The sequence below is a fragment of the Pseudarcicella hirudinis genome, from assembly GCF_900115665.1.
GTDB lineage: Bacteria > Bacteroidota > Bacteroidia > Cytophagales > Spirosomataceae > Pseudarcicella > Pseudarcicella hirudinis.
In genome coordinates this window covers 254,157-278,860 of sequence record NZ_FOXH01000006.1, presented here as the reverse complement: position 1 = coordinate 278,860, position 24,704 = coordinate 254,157, and the positions used below count along the sequence as shown (strand labels likewise).

Here is a 24,704-nt window from a genome sequence, read left to right as displayed (position 1 = left end):
AATATAAGAAATTTACATTTCCCTGCATTTGCATTCCTTTGGTCCGTTATAATCAGGACAGACCCGCTTATACCTTCAAAGATAAAATAGTATAATACATTGAGAAAACTGTACAATTTAGCATTTTTTACTATGCCTAATTTTGTCGTCTGATGCTTTCATCCGGAAAACACATTGATGAAATTAAGTATTTTGATAAAAATCATAAACCAAGATTAAGGTGAAACCCTAAACATATGAAAAAAATAGTATTTGCCTTTTGCTGTCTTCTGTCTTTCGGCTCTTTTGCACAAACGTTACAACTTCAGAATCTGAGATGCGAAAACCGGCCGAACCCTTTAGGAGTTCAGACTAATTCGCCCTTGTTAAGCTGGCAGATTAAGACCAGCCAAAGGAATGTCATACAATCTGCCTATCAGATTCTGGTCTCGGATAAACAGGGCATTCTGGAGAAAAATCAGGGGAACATCTGGAATTCAGGCAGGATTTCTTCTGAAACGTCTATTCAGGTTAGTTACTCAGGAAAACCGCTTCTGGCCGGAAAAACATATTACTGGAAAGTTAAAGTGTGGGATCATCATGGTAATTCTTCCGGATGGAGTAAACCTGTCTTCTGGCAAATGGGGCTTTTTAGTAAAACAGACTGGAAAGGAGCCGACTGGATTGCATATCAGAAGTTACATGATACCTTGGTAAATAGTCATCCGTCAGACGGGAGAAAGGATAAGTTTACCGGAAATGACATCTTACCAATTTTCAGAAAAAGCTTTCAGGTTCAGAAAACCGTGAAAAAAGCCAGCATGTTCATCGCCGGATTAGGACATTTTGAAATGAGCATAAACGGGAAAAAAGCAGGGGATCATTTTCTGGATGCCGGATGGACAAAATATGACAAACAGGTTCAATACGTCACATTCGACCTCACAAGTCTGATCCAAAAAGGTGAAAATGTAATTGGTGTAATGTTAGGTAACGGGTTTTATTTCATTCCTCCTGTGAAAGAAAGATACCGGAAAATGAACGTAATTTTCGGCTATCCCAAAATGATCTGCCGGCTCGTTTTAGAATATACCGACGGCTCTTCCTCAAATATTGTCAGCGACGGAAGCTGGAAAACGTCTGCCGGACCTGTCACATTCTCAAGTATTTATGGCGGAGAAAATTACAATGCCAATTTAGAACAAAAAGGCTGGGACAGCCCTGCCTTCGATGATAAATCATGGAAACCTGCCATGCCGGTAAATGGCGCTGCAGAACTTACTTCTCAAATGCAGGAGCCATTGAAGGTTTTTGAAAATTTTCCGGTAAAAAGTAAACAAAAACTCGCTGCGGATGACTGGGTATATGACCTCGGACAAAATGCTTCCGGTATTCTTCAGCTGAAAGTAAAGGGCAAAAAAGGTGATACGCTTCGGATTATTCCTGCGGAATTGCTGAATGTGGATGGTTCAGCCAATCAGAAAGCATCCGGAAGTCCTTATTATTTTGAATATATTTTAAAAGGGGCAGAGGCCGAAACCTGGCAACCCCGTTTCAGTTATTACGGTTTTCGCTATTTACAGATAAAAGGTGCTGTCCCACAGGGAGAAAACAATCCTGCAAATCGTCCGCAGATTCTGGGGTTAAAAGGATTACATACCAGAAATGCCGCGGAAAAAAACGGAAATTTTCACAGCTCAAATGATTTGTTTAATAAGACCAATGAGCTGATCGACTGGGCTATAAAAAGTAATATGGCTTCTGTTTTTACCGATTGCCCTCACCGTGAAAAGCTTGGCTGGCTCGAAGAACTTCATCTGATGGGAAGTTCTGTCAGATACAATTATAACATTCAGAATTTGCTGAAAAAAGCAATTCAGGATATGAAAAACTCGCAAACTCCTGATGGGCTGATTCCTGCAATCGCTCCTGAATATGTTAAATTTGAAGGTGGTGACAATATGTTCCGGGATACTCCGGAATGGGGAAGCAGCAGTATTATTGTGCCCTGGTATCTGTATCAATGGTATGGCGAAAAAAGAGAACTTGCAGAAAGCTATCCAATGATGCAGCGCTATATTCTCTATTTAGGAAAAAAAGCAAAAAATCATATCTTATCTCAGGGTCTGGGTGACTGGTATGATTTAGGTCCTAAACCTCCGGGGGTTTCTCAGCTTACTCCAATGGGCGTCACAGGGACCGCCATATATTATTATGATCTGACGATTATTTCAAGAATAGCTTCGCTTTTAGGAAAATCAGAAGATGTACTGGAATATAATCAATTAGCGGAAGAGGTTAAAAAGGCCTTTAATTCAACCTTTTTCAATAAAGAAACCAAACAATTTGCCTCCGGTAGTCAGACGGCAAATGCTATGGCGATTTATATGAATCTGGTTGAGCCGGAATACCACGAAGCAGTGGTCGAAAATCTGGTAAAAGAAATAAAAAGCCGTAATAATAGTCTTACCGCAGGTGATATAGGTTATCGCTATGTACTGAGAGCCTTAGAAGAAGAAGGTCGCTCAGACGTTATTTTCGACATGAATAACCGGGATGATGTGCCGGGATACGGATATCAGCTGGCTAAAGGTGCAACGGCTCTTACAGAATCATGGCAGGCATTAGCCGACGTTTCCAATAACCATTTTATGCTCGGGCACTTGATGGAATGGTTTTACAGCGGCCTGCTTGGCATACAGCAATCAGACAATACACAGGCTTTTAAGGAAATAATCATCAATCCTCAACTGGTTGGTGACATACATTTTGCAAAAGGTGCCTATGAATCTTCCTATGGAACAATTCGTTCAGAATGGAAAAAATGTGATGCTTCCTTTGAACTTAAGGTCAGCATTCCCGCAAATACTTCTGCAACAGTTTACCTTCCCTCTACGACTTCCTCAACCATTACGGAGGGTGGGCATTCACTGACCGTGCAAAAGATAGAAAGACTGGATTTGAAAAATGGTAAAACAATCCTGAAAATTGGTTCGGGCAACTACCATTTTATTGTAAAATATTAATTTAAACATCATTTAAATAAAAGATAGCGGCATTCTGATAAGGCTGCTATCTTTTATTTACAAGATTTCTATTCTCTATTTTTTGTCAATCATTACACAAACCGCTCCCCATGCCGGAACGGTAACTTTAACTCCGTTAGTCGTTAAAGCAGACTGGGCCTTTAAACTTGCATAATCCGAGGGACCCCCGGCAGCACTTTTCGTTCCTGATCCGTTGACTTTTACCTTTCTGGAAAACTCACCATTGTCATTCTCTCCTTCCAGGCTATACCAGTAATATCTGTTTCCGAGTCTGAAATTTTTCAGTTTTACCTCAACAGTCTGTGCAACAGACGAGGTATTGACCAAAGTAACATTCGCCTGACCGGAACTGTAAGTTGAAGCATAAGACTTGATTTTATCATTTCCCGTCAAGCTGGTAGCAACCAATCTGTCTCCGATACATTTCTGGAAGAAATACATATAATAGAAAGAAGGCCTCGGATTCCATCTTGGATCATCCGGGCTACCTCCGTCACTGAAAAGTCCGTGGTCATTCCCGTTTTCCCATCCATTCAGTAAATCCCAGCGGGCAGCCAGTCCATAATTGTTCTTCAGAGCTTCTCCCTGTACAAGAATGGCAAAAAGACCACTGGTATTAGAAACCTGTTGTTTAGAGTCCTTTGCCCACATATTCCATTCTGTAAAAGCAATCGGCTTGATTGCCGCTCCATTTGTTTTCAGTTCATTTGTCACAAAATTCATCATTTTTGCCGGAACCGTCAGGGCTGAATTTAAGACCGTAGCAGCGGTTGAATTTTCACCGTAAGGCGTGATATAATTGTGAACAATAAAGAAATCCGCCTGATTATTTAGTTCCGGCATCATGGTCGCATTCCAGGTTTTGGTGGTATTATTCTGCCAGGATTCCGTCTGAGATTCCTGTGTAACGGCCCCGATTTTTATTTTCTTCCCGATTTCAGCAGCCGCTTTCCGCATTGAATCTGCAAAAACCTTGAAATGCTGTGCATATAATTTTCCTGTCAGAAACTCAGGCTGCCCGTCTTTATTCTTGGAAAGATCTATTCTATAGCCGACTTCCCAATCTGCATAATTTTCATTCCCGATTTCCCAGTATTCCGTTCTGCCTTTGTCATAACGAACCCAATCTGCAGCAAGATGCGCTGCTGTTGCTACCGGATTTGCACTTATGCCGTATCTCGCAAAACCATAATTTACGGTAATAACGCCCTTATTATTACTAAGTCTGAGCATATCATAATAATTATCTAAAGAAGCCCTCCAGTTATCTTTGGTTTTTCCGTACCCAAACCAGGCGTCAAATTTATTTCCATCTTTGTCTACATATTTATCCGGTGCTCCTTCCGGTATTTTGCCAGGTTCTGCATTCCAGAAATAACCATCACTCCCGCTTCCGGCCGGCCAACGGATAATATTAGGTTTAAGATTGGTAATATTTGTCATAAAACCCGGTTCATCAACAAATGTGCCCATCCAGGTATTGGCATTATGCCCGAAAATAGTCTGGGGAATTTTGGTAAGAATCGTCGACGCATCCATTGTTACCGTTGTAGCTGTCTGGTCCGGCACTGCTCCATTTACATATTCAGGGGCCGTAAATGTTTTTCCCTGCCAGCCATCCAGGAAAAAACCTACGGTTGAAGCAACAGCAGGGTCAGTTGCCGGAGCTATTACTGTGGTGGTTGTATCTGTAGTTTTAGGTAATGTTTCCTGAACACTTTTTGAACAGGACATATTGGCAAGTATAATGATGGAATAAAGGGATGTCTTAATCGAAAGCTGATTCAGAAATAGCATTTTATATTTCGGCGTTTAGGAAAGATAATAATTAAGTGATTTTATTTCACAAAATTGAGTTTAAATCATGAAATAAAAATCAGGGGAAACCCTCAATTTTGCGCTTTTTTCCTGTAAACCCTGGTTAAATAACTTCATTTCCCTCGTAAAATTCCTAAAAACAAAGAAGCCTGTTGAAAGATGAAGACCCTGGAAGGATTTTTTCAGAGGCCCCCCTTTTTCGCCGATCTTAATATGCAGGAGTTGCATTCAGCCTAAATCAGAATGAAATTCAATATGTTAAAAAAACGAATAAATTTTAACGTATTTTCGATTTGTTTCTCAACTTGTAAGATTTTGAAAGAAGAAAAGATATGTCTGAAAAACAGAGGAAAATTAACACATCAGAGAAACATGTTAAGAAAAAGAGAAAATTTTAACATATTCTGACAAAATCAACAGACAGGAGCGAATCATCTTCTCTTCATCCGCTCCTGTATCTATAGTATTTCTAACTGATTTTTAAGGCATTTGCATAAAATTCAGACGGTTTATTTTCCGGAAAAGTAATCACTAATCCTTCATTCGTACGTTCAAATTTCAGTGCCTGTCTATTCGATAAAAGCTCTACTTTCTTAATTTCGGCCTGATGGTTTTTGCCTGCAGCAAGGCTTTTAATCGTAACTTTCCCGGAATCCGGCCAGCCTAATACCGTGGCATAAAGTGTTGAACCTTTACTGGCAAAGCGGATATCTTCTGCCGTAAATGGCTTTCCTTTACCCTCGTTAAACCCTTGAGCACTTAACGGAGCAGCATTCTCAATAGCCGGCCCTTCTCCGAAAACTTTCCACGGACGGGTTCCGTAAATACTTTCACTATTCAGATGCATCCATTTTCCGATTTCTTCAACAACCTTTCTTTCATCTGAATCTATCGTACCATCTCCCCGCACCGGCACACTCAATAACAGATTTCCATTTTTGCTGACAACATCTATCAGCGTATGCACAACAGTTTTGGCTGATTTATACCCATGACGATCATATACCGCCCGATTATAATGCCAGTCGCCAATACAGGTATCTGTTTGCCAGGGCAAAGGTTCAATGGAATTACTTTGTCCGCGTTCAATATCCCAAACCATACATTGTCTTTGCTGTTCATTCAGGATTTTGCCATTCAGAACGGCTTCGAGAGAACCATGTTTTTTGATACTTTTATTGTATAAATGAGCCGCAATTCTCAGTCCGGCATCACTGACAGGCCAAAGCGGAAGAACCGTATCATCAAAATAGATCATATCAGGATCATAACGATTGATCAGCTCAATGGTCCGGTTAAAGAATTTCTCACAATATTCTTTTGAAGGAACCGCTACACCATTGCCCCAGTCCCACTGCTTATGAATCCCTCCGTTATCCAGGCTATTCTGACTAAGCGGGTGATTTTGGGCATAAAGTTCCTGCGGATCCACGCCTTCCCACCATTTACCTTTTCCATCAGCTTTTGTTATTTTTCCATCATAAGGAATTCCGGCTTTATCTCCAGATTTATCAGAACGTTGCGCTGTTTCCATCCAACTCCAGGCATGGGCGGCATGGACACTTACGCCAAAGTGCATTCCCTGATTTCTGGCAGCTTTTTCCCAGCCTCCCACTATATCCTTCTTAGGCCCCATTTTCAGAGAATTCCATGATTGGTATTTGCTATTGTATAGGTCAAAATTATCATGGTGATTGGCTAAAGCCATAAAGTATTTCGCTCCGGCATTTTTATACAAAGCCAGTAATTCCTCAGGATCCCAGTTTTGAGCCTTCCATTCATTAATGACATCTTTAAAGCCAAACACAGAAGGATGTCCGTATTTCTCCAGATGATATTTATACTGTCTCGAACCTTCCTGATACATGCCCCGTGCATACCAGTCACCCGCCTCAGGCTGGCATTGCGGGCCCCAGTGTGCCCAGATACCAAATTTAGCATCTCTGAACCATTCCGGAGTTTTGTATTTTTGTAATGACTCCCAATTTGGTTCAAATGCTCCTTTCAAAATACTTTCTCCGTTGTTGCCTGCTAAAAATCCGGCGGCATTTACACGGCCAGCCAATAAAGCTGCCGGTAAAACAGAAGATAATTGTTTGATTACCGTTCTTCTTTTCATAAATAATTAAATACGTTTTAAAGCTTGAATAGTGGAGAAATTATAACTCTTTTCAGAAATTGTGTCAAAATTACAATTTTCTCTAATGATAAGAGAGACAGAACTCTTTCGAAATACTCACCTATTCCGGATTTTTAAGCGGGGATTGCACTTGCTGAAACTTCTGAATAAAATGTTTAAGGCTCAACAGCTTTGTTTTTCTGCTTATACTGACTGGGCGTCAGGCCTGTAATATTTTTAAAAGTCCTGGAAAAATACGCAAGGCTTTCAAATCCGGTCTTTATGGAAATTTCATGAAAGGGCAGATCGGTAGTAATGATCAGGAGCTGAGCCCGCTCAATCCTTTTGAATTGAATATAATTCACTGGTCTTTCTCCTGTATTTTCTTTAAAAATTCTTGAAAAATAGTCCGGATTCTGATTGGCACGGTCGGCCAGCAATTCTACGGTCAGAGGATATTCAAGATGGGTCTGAATATGATTTATTGCATCCAGAATTTTAGAAGGAATCTCTCTTTTATCAGTACGCTGAAAATGCTCTTTTGACAAAAATCTGGATAAGAACTGTAAAATAATGCCATGGGTTTCCATAAAGGCAGAAGGATCAAGAAACTTATTCATTTCCTGAAACTCCTGAATAATCCGGCGCTTCTCATACTCCTTCGGATCAGCAGATTTTATGAGCCCCCTTCCCGGATTCAGGTGCAAAATCCTTCTGAAATTGTCAAAATCAATCTGAGTTGCCGGAAACTTCATAATTTTTCGATTCGAAGAAAAAAGAGAGTTTCCATCAGCAGATTCTTCCATAAAATGGACATAATACTGGCTTAAGAAGTCGGAACATTGATAATCACAAATCGTAAAACTTGGGATCAGATACAGGAAACCGCTTTCCAGAACATGCGACTCTCCGGAATTAAACAGACTTCCCTGTCCGCCGTCAATGAGATACAAACGGTAAAAAGGGCTTATAATATGCTTGTAATTCCAGTTTTTATCCAATTTTACATGATCCGCATTTAAAAGCGAAAATGTATTTTTCAAAGTCATTCTCACCATTTCGTATTTTTCATGCCTGACAATAAATGTATATACAAATAATAAATGTACCGACAAAAAATCGGATATGTTCAAATTGTAGTCAATTTTGTGCAATTTAAATAAAAAATAGAATTATACCTTTGTCTGGTACTAAATACCTTAATTTTTTACATTCATGTTCCGTCTGTATCTTTCTTTCATTTTTATACTGTGCATTGGCCTCTCTTCCTGTTCTGTTAAATTGCCGGAAGATGTAGAAACTGCTTATAAAGAACTTCCGGATGCCCTGGATTACAATATTCACGTAAAGCCCATTCTTTCCGATAAATGCTTCGCCTGTCACGGACCGGATAAGGCAAAACAAAAGGCAGGATTAAGGCTCGATCTCCCCGAATCTGCTTTTGCCAGTTTGCCTGAAAATCCTGATAAAGTAGCTATTAATCCTTCTGATCTGGAAGGCAGTGAATTTTTTCAGCGAATTATATCAACGGATCCGGAGTATATTATGCCGACTCCGGGATCACATCTGAGTCTGACTGCCAAAGAAAAAGCTGTTTTAATCAAATGGATTCGTGATGGTGCTGAGTACAAACCTCACTGGGCTTTTGTAAAGCCGGAAATGCCTGATATTCCCAATGTAAATAATGAAAACTGGATCAGAAATCCGGTAGACAATTTTATTTTAACCAGGCTCGAACAGGAGAAGCTCTCTCCTTCCAAAGAAGCAGGTAAAGAGCTTCTACTGAGAAGGTTATCACTCGATTTGACCGGACTTCCTCCTACCCTACCTGAAATTGATGCTTTTTTGAAAGATAATTCGCCGGATGCTTACGAGAAACAGGTTGACCGCTTATTAAATTCTGCCCATTATGGTGAAAAAATGGCTGTTGACTGGTTGGATCTGGCCCGTTTTGCGGATTCACATGGCTATACTGTTGACAGACTCAGAGACATGTCGCCATACCGCGACTGGGTAATTAATGCTTTTAACAAAAATATGCCTTATGATACCTTCATTCATTGGCAGCTTGCAGGTGATTTAATGCCAAAACCAAACAAAGAAATGATGATTGCAACGGCTTTTAACCGAAATCATCAGCAAAATATGGAAGGCGGAATTATTGAGGAAGAATTTCAGACAGAATATGTTATTGACAGAACCAATACCTTCGGAGATGCCTTTCTGGGACTTTCTGTAGGTTGCGCCAAATGTCATGACCATAAATATGATCCCATTTCCCAGAAGAATTACTATGAACTATTCAGCTTTTTCAACAACGTAAAAGAAGCTGGACAGATTTCCTTTGATGATGCTTTGCCCACTCCTACACTCCTGCTGCCGACCAAAGCACAGGAACAAATGCTGCATTTTATCAATACCAAAATTGCCAGACAGGAAACCCTCGTTGAACAAGCTAAAACTCATGCCAAAGCGAGTTTTGAGAAATGGCTGAATGAAAAAGGCTATGCACAGCTTTCAAAGGAAACGATCCCTCAATCAGGTTTACAGGCATTCTATAATTTTGAAAACAACTCCCTTAAAAACGCAGTAAATCCGAAACAGGTCGGGGTGATGAAAAGAGATGCCGGACAAACCGGGGATAAACCATTATTCGAACCTCGGGGAACCGGAAAAGCCATGCTTATGAACGGAGATGTTTTTCTGGATCTGAATGAGGTTGGTGTATTCAGAAAATCTCAGCCATTCAGTATTGGCATCCTGGCCTATATTCCGAAAGAATTAAAAGAAGGTGTGATTTTCCATAAAGGTCAGGCAGAACGTCTCTACAATTTCAAAGGATATCATCTGTATCTGAAAGACAATAAACTGGAATTGAATATGGCGCATACCGCTCCTTCAAATGCTATAACCCGACTTACCCGGCAAAATGTAACAAGAGATAAATGGATCCAGTTAACCGTAACTTATGACGGATCATCCAAAGCCAATGGCTTGAAATTGTATCAGAACGGGCAGGAAATGGCTATGGAAACGATGATGGATCAGCTGACAAAAGATATTCTGTTTCCTTCAAAAACTCAACCGGGCTTACAAATCGGTGGCTGGTGGAGAGGTTCCGGATTCAGAAACGGGAAAGTGGATGACATCTGTGTTTATAACCGGGTGCTGAGTCCTTATGAGTTAAAAATACTGGCACAGCAGTCCGGTTGGTCAGTTATTACTGCAAAAAACCCAAAACAGCTTTCAGCTCAGGAAACCAGTTATTTAAAAGAATATTACCTTTCAGCGGTTTATCCTGAACTACTAAATGCTGAGAAAGCATTGGCTCAGGCAAGAAGTGTTTTAGCTGATTCCACAGAAGGAATCAATGAGTTAATGATTATGCAGGAAATGCCTAAACGGAAGAAAGCCCATATCCTTCTGAGAGGGAATTATGATGCATTTGGGGAAGAAGTCTTCCCAAACACCCCGGAATCTATTCTCCGTTTTCCCGGAAATCTTCCTAAAAACCGTTATGGCCTTGCACAGTGGTTAACGCACGAAGATCATCCGCTTACTGCCCGCGTAGCGGTTAACCGATTCTGGCAAAATTTCTTTGGTACCGGTTTGGTAAAAACGACAGAGGATTTTGGTAACCAGGGTGAAATGCCCAGCCATCCGCAACTACTCGACTGGCTCGCCGTTACTTTCAGGGAATCAGGCTGGGATGTGAAAAAACTGAATAAAACAATCGTCATGTCTGCCACCTACCGACAGGATTCCAGAGCAGATAAAGAAGTCCGGGAAAAAGATCCGGAAAACCGGTTGTTAGCACATGGACCAGCCAACCGTATGTCAGCGGAGATGATTCGGGACAATGCTTTGATGGCGAGCGGATTAATCAACAAAACAATCGGAGGAAAAAGTGTAAAACCTTATCAACCGGAAGGACTTTGGGAAATCAATAATACTACTTACAAGGCGGATTCAGGGAATGCGGTTTATCGGAGAAGCCTTTACATCGTAACCAAACGATCCGTTCCTAACCCTACCCTTTCTACTTTTGACGCCACTTCCCGTAGTTTTTGTGTAGTAAGGAGACAGAAAACCAATACTCCCCTGCAAGCACTTGTCGCATTAAATGACCCGACTTTCATAGAAGCGACCAGGGTAATGGGAGAACAAATGGCCGGGATCCCGGATAATCGGAGAGCAATTATTACCATTTACCGGAAATTAACCGGAAGAATGCCCGGTTCGGGTGAGGTAAATTTACTGATAAATCTTCAGCAATCTGAGCAGAAGAAATTCAGTAATAATCCTGAAAAAGCCAAAGGATGGCTAACGGCCGGTCAATATAAGGTTAATCCCAAAACGGACTATTCTGTCGTAGCTGCCAATGCAGTTGTAGCCAGCACTATTTTAAACTCAGACGCCACTTTAACCAAACGATAGTATTATGTCACATCATCATGAGGATGAATTCAGATTACATACTCCTGAGTTCAGCGATTTGAATAAAAAACTCGACAGACGTAATTTTCTGACTAAAACATCTTTGGGTCTGGGTGCCCTGGCTGTGGGTTCCCTCATTGCCGGAGCGAAAGGATTTGGCGGAACGTTGTCAAAACCTGCTGTTGAAGGTTCCTCTGATTTGGAAGAAGAAATCCTCAGAGCTTTGCCCCATATTGCTCCGAAGGCAAAAAGAGTGGTGTATCTGTTCATGAGTGGCGGGCCTTCCCAATTCGAAACTTTCGACTACAAGCCAAAACTTGTTACGATGGCCGGGCAAAATCTGCCTGATTCTGTCAGAAAAGGGCAAAGGCTTACCGGAATGAGTGCAAATCAGAGTGCTTTGCCAATGGTTCCTTCTATTTATAAATTCAACCGGCATGGTAAAAATCAAACCTGGATCAGCGAGTTGTTACCCCATACTGCTCAGGTAGTTGACGATCTTTGCATCATTAAATCCATTTATTCCGAGGCAATTAACCATGATCCGGCTATAACCTTTTTTCAGACAGGGAATCAGCTGCCGGGCAGACCTTCAATCGGTTCATGGATAAGTTACGGACTGGGTTCCGACAACCAGAATTTACCGACATTTATTGTTTTGGTATCAAAAAATGGTCAGAAAGATCAACCGCTTTACGCCCGTCTCTGGGGAAACGGGTTCCTGCCTTCCAAACACCAGGGCGTCCAGTTCCGCTCAGGAAAAGATCCTGTTTTGTTCCTCAATAACCCTGAAGGTTACGATGGAAAAGACAGGAAAGAAATGCTGGAATATCTCTCCAAACTCAACAAACTCCAGAATGACCAATTCGGAGACCCGGAGGTGGACGCCAGAATTGCCCAGTATGAAATGGCATATCACATGCAAACCTCTGTTCCGGAAGTGATGAATACTGCTGACGAACCTGATGAGGTTTTTGAAATGTATGGTCCGGATAGCCGTGACTCAGGGACTTATGCTGCCAATTGTCTTCTGGCCAGAAAGCTCCTCGAAAAAGATGTAAAATTTGTGCAGTTATACCATCAGGGCTGGGATCAGCATGGTAGTTTGCCCAAAGGCATTGCACAGCAATGTAAAAGCACCGACCAGGCTACTGCAGCTTTAATTAAAGATTTGAAAAGACGGGGTTTATTAGAAGATACTTTAGTAATCTGGGGGGGAGAATTCGGTCGTACGGTCTATTCTCAGGGGAAATTGTCTGCCGATGATTACGGCCGGGATCATCATCCGAGATGCTTTACCATGTGGATGGCAGGAGCAGGTGTAAAATCAGGCATCAGCTATGGCGAAACAGATGATTTTAGTTACAATATTGTCAGAGATCCGGTTCATGTTCATGATTTTCAGGCGACTATGATGCATTTGATGGGTATTGACCACGAGCGTTTAACTTATAAATTTCAGGGAAGGAGGTTTCGGCTTACCGATGTGCACGGAAAAGTAGTCAGGGATATTCTGGCATAATTTCCTGAAAAGCCTTTTTTTAATTCCTGGGGATCTGCCTGTCTCAGAATGTGTTGTATTTTAGAAGATTTAATCATAAATTTACATTGAAAAATTAAAATACAACTTTACTATTTCAATGTTCAAAAGAACGATTACTTCGCAATTAATTGATGATTTATCATTTTTTCCGGTAGTTGGAATTATTGGCCCAAGACAGGTTGGTAAGACAACTTTAGCAAAATGGCTACAAAAACAGATTGATATATCAACTCTTTATCTTGACTTAGAATTAGATACTGATTTAAGGCGTTTGGATGATGCTGAAACTTTCTTAAATAGTCATTCTGATAAATGCATAATCATAGACGAAGTGCAACGAATGCCAAGGGTTTTTGCACTGATCCGGGCATTGGTTGACCAGGACCGTCGTCCGGCCCGATTCATTCTGCTGGGTTCGGCTTCTCCGGACCTGATAAAGGGGGCATCAGAAACATTGGCGGGAAGAATAGCTTATACTGAGCTTTCTCCCTTGTCATTAACAGAGGTATTCCCACAGGTTTCCATGGAAACTCACTGGCTGAAAGGGGGCTTCCCGGATGCGCTGAATGCTCCGAAGGAGTCGCAGAGTTTTCGCTGGCTTGGAAGTTTCATCCAGACTTTCATAGAGCGGGACTTACAAACACTGGGCTATGGAGTGAGTACTGAGATAACCCGGAAGTTATTAGAAATGCTTAGCCATCTGAATGGCAACTTAGTTAACATGAACGACTTAAGCAGGTCACTGGGCGTCAGTTCTCCGACAATTAACAGATATTTAGATTTATTGGAAGGAAGTTTTATTATCCAACGCTTACAACCATATCATGTAAATATCACAAAAAGACTGGTAAAATCTCCAAAAATATACTTCCGTGATTCAGGTATATTACATCAGTTAGCACGTGTGATTAGTTACGACCAGTTACTGCAAAATCCAATAGTTGGCGCTTCCTGGGAAGGCTATGTAATAGAACAAATAAAAAGAAATCTCGGGTATGACTGGCAATTGTTTTTCTATCGTACACAAGTGGGAGCAGAAGTAGATTTGGTCATGATCAGTCCTACAGGTAAAAAAATATTTGTAGAAATAAAATTATCCAACAGTCCGACTGTCTCAAGAGGATTTTTTGAGAGTGTAAAAGATTTAAGCCCTGATAAACAATTTATCATTATTCCGGGCGGAGAAAGTTATCTTAAGATGGAGGGACTGAAAGTATATAATTTATATGATTTTTTAGAAAATGAATTACCACAAATAAATTAACCTTGGGGTTTGACTATAACAGGTAAAAATTCTTTCAACAGAATCAGACCAGTACCATTTTATGGTCACTTCAAAGGCTCAATCCATGAATAAATGATTCTATTAGACATTATTACTTTTTTCGGACGGCTGCATCCTTTGATTGTCCATTTACCCATCGGTTTTTTGCTGCTGGCAGTAATTTTTGACCTGGTTTCATACTTCCCGAAATACCAGGTTCTCAAAAGTGCGGTTTCATTTACACTTTTTGCAGGTTTCTGTTCAGCTGTTATTGCCTGCATCTTTGGCTATTTATTGTCCTTAACCGGGGATTATGACACTACATTACTCAGACATCATAAGAACTCGGGAATTGGCATTGCCCTCTTTTCCGGGATTTTATTCCTGTTAACTCATCCAAAAGTCAGGCTGATTATTCCTGTTTCTTCCAGAATTTTCAGTGCACTCTCTGTCTGTTTACTGGGTCTCATGAGCTACAGCGGGCATCTGGGCGGAAATCTGACGCATGGAAGCGATTACCTTAGTTTAGCAGAATTAACCAAAACAAAAAGGGAGAAACCTGTTTCGGCAGAACAAGCCTTTATCTTTGAAGACGTTGTTCAGCCGATACTCGAAAAACGCTGTTCCCAATGTCATCAGGGCGGAAAACTCAAGGGAAATTTATCTGTCGAAAGTTTGACAAGCCTGAAAAAAGGCGGAAAAAATGGTCCGGCGGTTGTAGCCGGAAAATTAGCCGAAAGTGAACTCTTCAAACGAATTACGCTTGATCCTGCCCATAAAGAATTTATGCCTTCAGATGGAAAAACACCCCTGACAAAAACAGAAACCGAAATTATAAGATGGTGGATTGAAAAGGCTATGGCAACCGAAGGAAAGAAATTGGCAGAATTGAAAGGAAATGAAATCATAAAACCTCAGATTGCTTCATTTTTAGGATTGGGAGGACTTGTTCCGAATGAAAAGGAAACGGAAATTTCTCAGAAAATTAATCCTGCTATTCCTCTGACACTGGATAATAATCTGGTGATAAATCTTAGAAATTCGGGTTTCGAAGCCCGGGTGATGCTTCAGAAACCAGTAATGCTCGACATCACCCTGCCTTCCAATTCAGGTAAAAAAGGTTCAGAATTAAGGAAATTACTAAGCCCTCTTGCCAAAAATATCATCTGGCTGAATCTTTCCGAAAACGGGCTGACAGATAATGATTTTGACTTTTTGAAAGATTGTACCAATCTGGAAAAACTTCGTGTCGAAAAAAATCCGGTTTCAGATGCTTTCAGTAATTATTTAAGTAAAATGCCTCATCTTGAAGCGCTCAACCTTAACGAAACCAAAATTACAGAAAGCAGTCTGACTCAATTGAGAAAACTCCCGTCTTTAAAGAGAATTTATACCTTCGGAACATCCATAAAAGGCCCGGAGGACGGAGTTATCAATCTCGGTTCAAAATAGTATTTTCACTTGCCTGTAATAAGAAAAGGCTGCCTCAGCATTTCACCGGGGCAGCCTTTTGTGTTCATTATCAGGTATTAATATCCTTTATTTTGTGTAAGCTTAGGATTAATATCTCTTTCCGCCTGTGGAATCGGAAGTAATTCACTGATTCCATCTCTGAAATTGGTTTTTCCGATAGACTTCAGATAAGTAGCGGCGTCGCCCCAGCGAACTAAATCAAACCAGCGGTGGCCTTCCAGACCTAATTCGAAATTACGTTCCTGTTTAATAGCAGTCCTCATTTGGTCTTGTGTAAGCCCTGTCTGAATCGGTGCAATATTGACATCTTTTCTGGCATGAATGATATTAATCGGATCCGCTGCTTCAGTAGTTTTTCCGGACTCGTTTAATGCTTCCGCATAAATCAGCAGCAAATCGGCATAACGCATAAGAATATAGTTTTTAGGGTCATCACTTTTCCCGATATTCGCACCTTTTCCTACTACATATTTTCTTGGGCTGTATCCCGTCGGAGAAGTAGAAGAACTATACGTAATTCCCTGAAAAACATCTCCGTTTCTGAAAATACTATATCCCAGACGCGGATCATTAGGCGCAAAAGAATTTACAAAAAATTTAGTCGGGGAACCATACCCATAGCCTCCGTCCAATGTAAAGCCAGAGCCTCTCGGCGCATCATAGTTATTGGTCTGATTTCCCAAACCGCCCAGAAAAGAAGCATATTGTACTTCAAAAATCGATTCTTTCCCATTTTCTGTGGCCAATTCAAAATTATCGAAATAACGATCAAAAAGGCTGTAAACCTTAGAATCAACCACCTCTTTCGCTTTGGCAGCAGCTTCCGGCCATTGTTTTCTATACAGATACACTTTGGCTAAAAATCCTTTGGCCGCACCCTGTGTAACTCTTCCCAGATCCGCTGCACCATATGACAAAGGCAATCCAGCTTCTGCTGACTGCAAGTCTTTGATAATCTGCTGATACACTTCTTCTTTGGCATTTCTCGGAACAAGAAACTCACTTGGATTAACCTGCTGCCTGGTAATTAACGGAACATCCCCGAATAGTAAAATCAGATAGTGATAATAGATTGCTCTCAGGAAAGAGGCCTCTGCCAGCACTCTCTTTTTGAGGGTCGCATCCATCGTAATTCCCGGGACTTTTTCCAAAACCAGATTGGCCCTCAGAATCCCCTGATAAGCTGCATTCCAGGTACTTCTGATAGCTCCGTTATCAGCAGTTACTGAAAGGTTTTCTACCTGTGCCCAATCTGCATTATCTCCCGACGACACCGCATCACCAGCCAGATAGTTCCCGAAACGATCCAGTCCAAACTGCCCTAATCCATTATACATCAATGGTTTGTAAGCAGCGTTTACCGCTCTTATGGCATCATCGGAAGTTTTATAAAAATTGTCTGTAGTAACAACATTTAAAGGTTGTTTTTCAAGAAAGTCTTTGTCGCAGCTTGTCATTATTAATGCGGCTGCCAGAAAATATATTTTTCTCATGTTTTTCATCGTTAAAATTCCTTAATTAAAAGCCCAGATTGATGCCGAATAAAATTGTACGTGGTTGAGGATAAGTCATCAAACTCGTAAAATTATTATCTATCCCTGCCCCGACTTCAGGATCAAACCAAGGGTAAGGTGTGAATGTAAGCAGGTTCTGACAGCTTGTGTAAAGTCTGATTCTTTCAAGTCCTAAAGTACCTTTTGGAAAAGTGTATCCTAACTGAACATTTTTAATACGGGCATAACTGGCGCTATAAACCCAGAAATCTGAAGTTCTGCGGTTATTACTCGGATCACCCCAGACTATGCGCGGAACATGATTACTTGTGCCGGGGCCTGTCCAGCGACCCAGATAATCGGCCGTGGTATTGTCAAAATTATCCATCAGGCGGCGTCCTCCGGTTCCATCTATATAAATTTCCCTTCCGGCAATTCCCTGAATAAAAATACTCAGATCAAAGTTTTTGTAACTCATATTTGAAGTAAAACCAAAGCTTAATCTTGGAATCGTATTTCCGATATAATCACGGTCAAGGTCATTAATTACCCCGTCGTTGTTAATATCCTTCCACATAATATCTCCCGGTTTGGCATTTAACTGGGTAGCATGTTTGTTGATATCTTCCTGAGTCTGGAATACACCTTCCTGCACATAGCCAAAAATCGAGTTGATCGGATGCCCTTCAGCTGTTTTAAATACGCCGGAAATAATCGGTAATCCTGCCAGAGAAACCACCTCATTTTTAATGGTAGAAACATTGGCGTTCAGATCATATTTGAAATCTCCTGTGCCTTTGCGATACGTAACCCCTAATTCAAATCCTGAATTTCGTACAGATCCTACGTTCTGATAAGGAGCTGTTGACACCCCGGTTGTTCCCGGAATCGGAACCTGTACCAGCATATCTGAAGTAAGTTTTGAGAAATAATCGGCCGTAACTGTAATCTGATGATTGAAAAGTGATAAATCAAATCCGATATCCTGCATCGTAGTAGTTTCCCATTTGATATTCGGATTCCCGATAGAAGTTGGTGCTGCACCCGGAGCAATCCCCTGTGCTGTACCAAGTACATAGTTCTGGCTTAAATCCAAACCACTGGTAAAGGCATATAAACCAATTTCCTGATTCCCCAATTGCCCCCAGCTTGCACGAACTTTCAAATCTGAGATAGCGTTAATTTCCTTCATGAAATTCTCATTGGAAACACGCCATGCCGCTGCAAAAGAAGGGAAAACACCATAACGGTTAGATGGCCCGAATCTCGAAGAACCATCCACACGGACATTGGCAGAAACAAGGTATTTATCATCGAAATTATAATTCAGCCGACCGATATAAGAACGGATTGACCATTCCGAAGCGGTTCCTCTTGCCCGGTCATTCAAGGCTCCGGCATCCAATACTCTGATATCATTATTCGGGAAACTCTCACGGTGTGCAGAGAATAAATCATAACGGTTCGATTGCTGGGTATAACCTACCAATGCCGAAACAGCATGTTTTCCGGTAAAAGTATGGTCATAGGAAAGGGTATTTTCGTTAAGCCAGGTAGTGCTGTTTGCATAGGATCTGTCTAAGGTATTGACGGTATTGGTACGACCACCGAAGGCATAAGTCGGTGTAAAGTTAATTCTGTCATCAATCAGCAAATCTGTTCCTATCGTCGTTCTGAACTTCAGTGATGGCAAAATCAGGTATTCTGCATAAAGATTTCCCAGCAAGCGGTAACGTGCCAGATCGTTTTGAATCATATAGGCATTCGGCACAGAAGCCAGGTAACCAAGCTGCTCTCCCGGGCGTACGCCATAACCATAGGAACCGTCCGGAAATTTGTAAGGAATAGTCGGTGAAAAACGGATTGCATTTACAAAAGTCTCATTCCATTGTCCGCTGGTTTCCTTCCCTTTAGTTAAAGAAAGGCTATTTCCAAACTTGAATTTGCTTGTAAGCTGGTGGTCTGAAGTAACATTTAATGATAAACGATTGTATTTTACCCCGATTCCTATTCCTTCCTGGGCAAAGTATCCCATTGAAACAGCATATTGAGATTTCTCAGAACCCCCGGAAATGGACAGATTATAGTTCTGGATCGGAGCTTCCTGAAACACTTCCGCTACTTTATCATTGCCTACACCCAAGGTATCCAATCTGCCCCAATAAACCGGTAAACCGGCATTGGTACGAGCCTCATTCTGTAAGGTAGCAAATTGGGTGGCATTTAACATAGTTGGCAATCTCCAGGCTTTCTGCACCCCGTAATAACTGCTGAAATTGATTTTTGCCTGTCCGGCCTTTCCTCTTTTTGTCGTAATTAAAATCACACCATTTGCGGCACGGGCTCCGTAAATTGCAGAAGAAGCGGCATCTTTTAAAACCGACATACTTTCGATATCATCAGGGTTGATGTTATTAATTCCCTGATCTGTAATAACACCATCTATAACATACAAAGGATTGCTATTCCCTGTTGTTCCGACACCACGGATCCGGACAACCGGAGCATCTCCCGGACGGCCTGTATTCTGGGTAACCTGAACGCCCGTAGAACGTCCCTGCAAAGCCTGGCCAACGTTTGTATTTACCGTATTTTGAAAATCTTTCGAAGAAATTGTAGTAACCGCACCCGTCAGATCGCCTTTCTTAACGGTTCCATAACCTACCACGACCACCTCGTCAAGCGATTTATTGTCGGTTTGCAAAACAATGTCAATAATTGACTGATTTCCAACTTCCACTTCTTTCTTCAGATAACCAACAGAAGTAAATACAAGCACCGCCTTTTCATTCGGAACAGTGATTTTATATTGTCCGTTTACATCACTGACCACGCCCCTGGTTGTTCCTTTAATCTGGACACTTACTCCCGGAACAGGTTCTTTTTTATCATCAGTTATTACCCCTGATACATTTCTTTCCAGTATTTCAACCTCCTGCATAGATTCTTCTTTCGCATTTGAAGATCCGGTTTGCAGTCTTTTCAGCAGAATCTGTTCTCCGAAAACCTCATATCTGATGTTTAACGGGCCAAAAATTTCAGACAACACAATAGACAAAGGTCTGTCTGAAGCTTCTACCGAAATTTTTCTTTTGGATTGTATCAGCTCCGGACTGTACATGAAGTTTACCCCAACTGATTTTTCCAGTTTAAGTATTACTTTCTCCACTTCAACAGCCTTAAGATGAAGCGTTACTTTCTTATTAAGTAGTTCCTGAGCGTTACTGGTGTGTGCAAATGAAGCACTCACAAACAGCATAGACAGGACAATTTGTAGCAGACTGATTTTCATGATTTTTCGCAAAAGTTGATGCGATCGTACATTTTTTTTCATACATTTGAATAATTTGCTGGTTGGAAAATTTGGCAAAAAGGATCCCTTCATCCTACTACATTAGGATGCTTACAAAACAGTAAGAACGGGGATTGATTTGGGGGTGAATGATGTTGGCGCATCTTCATCCCTTTTTTGGCATACTTGGTTAGGAAGAATTACAAGTCATTTTTTTTCGTTTAAAGATTTATCATTAGCAAGGTTTTCCTGAAATTATAATCTGGCCGTCGCTCACCTGGTAACTCGCTTCAATAATTGAGCAAATCCAATTCAGCTTTTCAAATAATGGTTCATTTCCCAGTTTAGCGGTGATTGTACATTTTGCCATCACTTCTTCGTCAAAGACGATATCAACTCCGTAGGCTCTTTCAAGTGTCTCCAGTACTTCGGAAACGGGGGTAGCATTAAACTCAAACTTCTGATTTTCAACCGGTAACATCAGTATTTCCGGATTGGGGATAATTGTTCTGACCAACCTTACCTCATCCCTTTGAAAAATGGCCTGCTGATTAGGGGTTAATAGCATTCCGGTCAGTTCCCGGTTATTTTTAAGGCTTTTTGCCTTCTCATCATTCATCGTAAAAACAGCAACCTTCCCGGTTTTCACAATTACCCTGATTTCCTTATCTTTTCCGAAAGATTTTATCCTGAAGCTTGTTCCCAAAACTTTGGTTATCAGCTCATTTGAATACACAAAGAATGGTCTTTCCGGATTTTTGGCAACTTCAAAAAAGGCTTCCCCGATCAGATATACTTCCCTTTTTGAACCATCGAATTTCCTTTGATAACTCAGCTTACTTTGCTGGTGCAGCGCCACGGAACTTCCATCAGGCAATCGGATTAATTTATCAGTATTTCCGTCGTTTGTGATTTCTACCAGATCATTAAGTTCTCCGGCTTCTGTTACCTGCCGATGATACAATTCTTCTTCCGGTTTTATATTGTTTTTGAGCAGCCCATACCAGCTCATTCCCAATAATAACAATACAGAGGCGGCGGCCATCCAGTATCTCGACCACAATAAAGGCAAAACAGGCTCTTCCTCAGCAGAATTCAATTCCAGTCGTTTGGCCTCAAAGAGTGCTTTTTGCACTTGCTCTTCAATATACTGTTCATCTAATCCGGCGGGTTTTCCATGCAATTCCCTGATAATGGTTTTTGCCTTTTCAACCTCTTCCTTTCTTGTTCCTGAAATGTCTTCTTTAATCCAATTAATCCAATCGTTCTCATCCTGAGGTCTTTCTCCTAAAACCCAGGCCCTGAAGTTTGGATTTTCCAAAAGATGATGGTAATCCTGATTTTCTTTCATAAAATGTCTGCTGTAGCTTTTCTACTGCTAACATCCGGATTACCTGTGGCGGATACCCACTAAAAGATAATTTTTTTTAAGAATTATACAAAAAAGTTTAAAATACTGATTTTCTGGCTAGATCGTAAGCCATAAAAGAAGGGAAATCGTCAGTTGCCAGCTTTCACGAAGATTGGCTAAAGCCCGCTGAATAACATTACTGACTGACTGAGGTTTGATATGAAACAGCTGAGAAATTTCCTCGACAGATAGATCCTGATAAAAACGCAGATAGATAACTTCTTTCTGACGTTCAGGCAGCTGGCTCATTGATAAAGAAATGCTTTCCTTAAAATGTTTATCGGTTTCTTCCTTAATATAAGATTCCTCAAAAGAAAAAACCACATCTGTTTCTTCTATTGAAGTATTGTCTAATTCTGAAGCCTTAAATTTTTTAAGATTTTTGAAAAGTTGATTTCTGAAAGACTTTAACAGGTAAAATTTAACAGACTCTATTTCTTTCAAAGAGGCTCTTTTTACCCAAAGACTAATCAGCAAGTCCTGAATGGCATCCTCAATAACCTGAGAATTAGGCGTAAATTTGCCTCCGTAATGAGCAAGAGTACGATAATATTGTCTGGAAATCTGAGCAAAGGCCTTCTCATCTCCTTCTCTGAAACGGTTCCAAAGCAGGAGTTCTCCATTCATACTTGTTGGTTTTACAGGGCTACTCATTCAAAAATCCGTATTTACCTTACAAAAACATATTAAGACTTGTACTCTCGGGCTTGCTATGTCTTGCAGGGAGCAGTATTTAAAGAGGTTTTACATTGTTTTTGAAAGACTTTCATATTTAAAAGCCTTTTAACCTAAAGTAGCCTCACAATATAAAATACTCTAAAAACAATAAATTTTTGAATGATTCTTATGTAATCGCAGAAATTCCTGATATTCCCGGCCTTTTTACCTGAACCGGAAAGCTTCTCTTTTTACATTTTTCAGGTCATGAAAGTCTCCCATGTGGTTTTCATTAAAATGCGGATTGCCAATCAGGTTAATATTGAATAATTATCTGGTAAAATGTAAACATCCGGCCGGATAATGATAACTTAATTTTACAATTGTATTTTTCTCTTTTGGAGGAAATATTACGCAGATCATTTCTTAGCAAAAGCCTGAAAAAATGAATAAAACAATACTTCTTTTCTTTTTTGCATTCCTGTGCAAAACACTGGTAATGGGTCAGGGGAATTTTAAAGAGACAGATCAGCCCAACCCGCAACTGACAGACCTTTTGCTGAATTATCAGGCCGATCAGGGAAGCTTGTCGAGGTTTTATTTCGTAGAAAATGCTCCGGAGCGCAGAGAGAGACTCAAAACACTTGTTAAAGATTATGAGTTAAGGTTGTCAAAAATTAATTTTAATTCTCTGAATACCGGTTCAAAGGTTGATTATATTCTGTTTAACCGAAATTTAAAAGAAGCGTTATACCAGTTGGATCTGGAAGAAAAAGAATACAATCAGCTGAAAACCTGGTTTCCTTTTGCAGATTCGGTTTATCAGATTGAAAAAGCAAGAAGACGTGGAAACGTCCCGGATTCAAGAGCAATTGCTTTACAGTTCAGCGATATCAGCAAACAGTTAATGGCCCTGAAAAAGCAGTTAAAACTAGACAGCCTCATGAGTAAAGACCTCGCCATCAGAGGAGAAAATACGGCCAGAGGATTGATCGACGCCCTGAAATCAGTTTATGAGTTTTACAATGGTTATGATCCGCAATTTACCTGGTGGATTCCGAAACCTTATGCCAGACTGGATAGTCTGCTCAATGATTATGCTGCAACTTTCAAAAAGAGCGGAAAAAATCTTAAAATTCAGAAAGATGACGGAAGCGGTATCATCGGAAATCCTATCGGAAGAGATGAACTGAACCGAAGATTACAATTCGAGATGATTCCTTATACACCTGAGGAACTGGTTGACATAGCGAACAAAGAGTTTGCCTGGTGTGATGCAGAAATGCTGAAGGCCAGCAAGGAAATGGGATTAGGGAATAATTGGAAAGCAGCTCTGGAGAAATTAAAAAATCTTTATGTTTTGCCATCGCAACAGCCGGATGCTATGGTGAAAATCTATCAGGAATCTATTGATTTCCTTAATAAAAACGACCTGATTACCATTCCCCCGCTTGCAGAAGAAACCTGGAGAATGATTATGATGACTCCCGAAAGACAATTGGTAAACCCTTTTTTCACGGGCGGAGAAGAATTCAGCGTTTCATATCCTACAAACACCATGACGGAGGAACAGAAACTCATGAGTATGAGAGGGAACAATCCTCATTTTTCAAGAGCAACGGTTCATCATGAACTGATTCCGGGACATGCTTTGCAGGAATTTATGACTTATCGTTACAAAAATTATCGCCATTTCGAAACACCTTTCTGGATTGAAGGATGGGCTTTATACTGGGAAATGTTACTTTATGATCTGAATTTCCCGAGATCGGCAGAAGACCGGGTAGGAATGCTCTTCTGGAGAATGCACCGATGTGCCAGAATCATATTTTCACTTAATTATCACACCGGAAAATGGACTCCCCGGGAATGTATTGATTTCCTCATTAACCGGGTAGGACATGAACCTGCCAATGCAGAAGGTGAAGTAAGAAGGTCTTTTGTCGGAGGATATGATCCATTGTACCAGATTGCCTATATGATTGGCGGATTACAGATTCGTGCCATGAAAAATGAATTGGTTGATACAAAGAAAATGACGTACAAACAGTTTCATGATGGCTTTATGCAGCAAAATATGTTACCGATAGAAATGGTCAGAGCCATTCTGACCAATCAGCCATTGCCTAAAGACTTTAAATCGAACTGGCGATTTTACAAACTAAAATAAT

General features: G+C 40.7%; 13 protein-coding genes. 6 read left to right on the top strand and 7 right to left on the bottom strand.

From position 1 onward, the window contains the following. Positions 1 to 236: 236 nt before the first annotated feature. Positions 237 to 3,005, top strand: coding sequence for a family 78 glycoside hydrolase catalytic domain (locus BM179_RS12935; protein ID WP_092017452.1), 2,769 nt, complete (start codon positions 237 to 239; stop codon positions 3,003 to 3,005). A 75-nt stretch (positions 3,006 to 3,080) separates the two neighbouring features. Here the strand turns inward: BM179_RS12935 and BM179_RS12930 are convergent, their stop codons facing one another. From BM179_RS12930 to BM179_RS12915, 3 genes are all read right to left on the bottom strand, one after another. After that, complete coding sequence (locus tag BM179_RS12930; RefSeq protein ID WP_092017450.1) at positions 3,081 to 4,823, bottom strand: alpha-L-arabinofuranosidase; 1,743 nt, start codon at positions 4,821 to 4,823, stop codon at positions 3,081 to 3,083. A gap of 490 nt (positions 4,824 to 5,313) precedes the next feature. Next, positions 5,314 to 6,963 (bottom strand): alpha-L-fucosidase, encoded by a 1,650-nt coding sequence (locus BM179_RS12920; protein ID WP_092017446.1) that lies wholly within the window; start codon positions 6,961 to 6,963, stop codon positions 5,314 to 5,316. Positions 6,964 to 7,139: 176 nt separating this feature from the next. Continuing rightward, positions 7,140 to 8,096: a helix-turn-helix domain-containing protein gene (locus BM179_RS12915; protein ID WP_218159215.1), complete on the bottom strand. Its 957-nt coding sequence runs from the start codon at positions 8,094 to 8,096 to the stop codon at positions 7,140 to 7,142. A gap of 82 nt (positions 8,097 to 8,178) precedes the next feature. Between BM179_RS12915 and BM179_RS12910 the strand changes: the two genes are divergently transcribed. From BM179_RS12910 to BM179_RS12895, 4 genes are all read left to right on the top strand, one after another. Continuing rightward, a complete protein-coding gene (locus tag BM179_RS12910) occupies positions 8,179 to 11,400 on the top strand; it encodes a DUF1553 domain-containing protein (protein ID WP_092017442.1) in 3,222 nt (1,073 codons plus the stop codon). Positions 11,401 to 11,404: 4 nt separating this feature from the next. Next, positions 11,405 to 12,922 (top strand): DUF1501 domain-containing protein, encoded by a 1,518-nt coding sequence (locus tag BM179_RS12905; RefSeq protein WP_092017440.1) that lies wholly within the window; start codon positions 11,405 to 11,407, stop codon positions 12,920 to 12,922. A 118-nt stretch (positions 12,923 to 13,040) separates the two neighbouring features. Next, positions 13,041 to 14,207, top strand: a complete 1,167-nt coding sequence (locus BM179_RS12900) for an ATP-binding protein (protein WP_092017438.1) — start codon at positions 13,041 to 13,043, stop codon at positions 14,205 to 14,207. Positions 14,208 to 14,300: 93 nt separating this feature from the next. Beyond that, positions 14,301 to 15,659 (top strand): DUF2231 domain-containing protein, encoded by a 1,359-nt coding sequence (locus BM179_RS12895; RefSeq protein WP_092017436.1) that lies wholly within the window; start codon positions 14,301 to 14,303, stop codon positions 15,657 to 15,659. Between the two features lie 77 nt (positions 15,660 to 15,736). Here BM179_RS12895 and BM179_RS12890 read toward each other — a convergent pair whose 3' ends face one another. From BM179_RS12890 to BM179_RS12875, 4 genes are all read right to left on the bottom strand, one after another. Continuing rightward, on the bottom strand, positions 15,737 to 17,173 hold the full coding sequence (locus BM179_RS12890; protein ID WP_177219393.1) for a RagB/SusD family nutrient uptake outer membrane protein: 1,437 nt from the start codon (positions 17,171 to 17,173) through the stop codon (positions 15,737 to 15,739). Between the two features lie 25 nt (positions 17,174 to 17,198). Then, positions 17,199 to 20,465 carry a SusC/RagA family TonB-linked outer membrane protein gene (locus BM179_RS12885; protein WP_177219392.1) on the bottom strand — a complete coding sequence of 1,089 codons (3,267 nt, stop codon included), beginning with the start codon at positions 20,463 to 20,465 and terminating at the stop codon, positions 17,199 to 17,201. Between the two features lie 235 nt (positions 20,466 to 20,700). After that, complete coding sequence (locus BM179_RS12880) at positions 20,701 to 21,816, bottom strand: FecR family protein (protein ID WP_092017430.1); 1,116 nt, start codon at positions 21,814 to 21,816, stop codon at positions 20,701 to 20,703. A 117-nt stretch (positions 21,817 to 21,933) separates the two neighbouring features. Further along, entirely contained in the window at positions 21,934 to 22,503 is a 570-nt protein-coding gene (locus tag BM179_RS12875; RefSeq protein WP_177219391.1) for an RNA polymerase sigma factor, read from the bottom strand. A 475-nt stretch (positions 22,504 to 22,978) separates the two neighbouring features. Here BM179_RS12875 and BM179_RS12870 point away from each other — a divergent pair, with 475 nt between their 5' ends. Continuing rightward, positions 22,979 to 24,703, top strand: a complete 1,725-nt coding sequence (locus tag BM179_RS12870; protein ID WP_092017426.1) for a DUF885 family protein — start codon at positions 22,979 to 22,981, stop codon at positions 24,701 to 24,703. Position 24,704 lies beyond the last annotated feature (1 nt).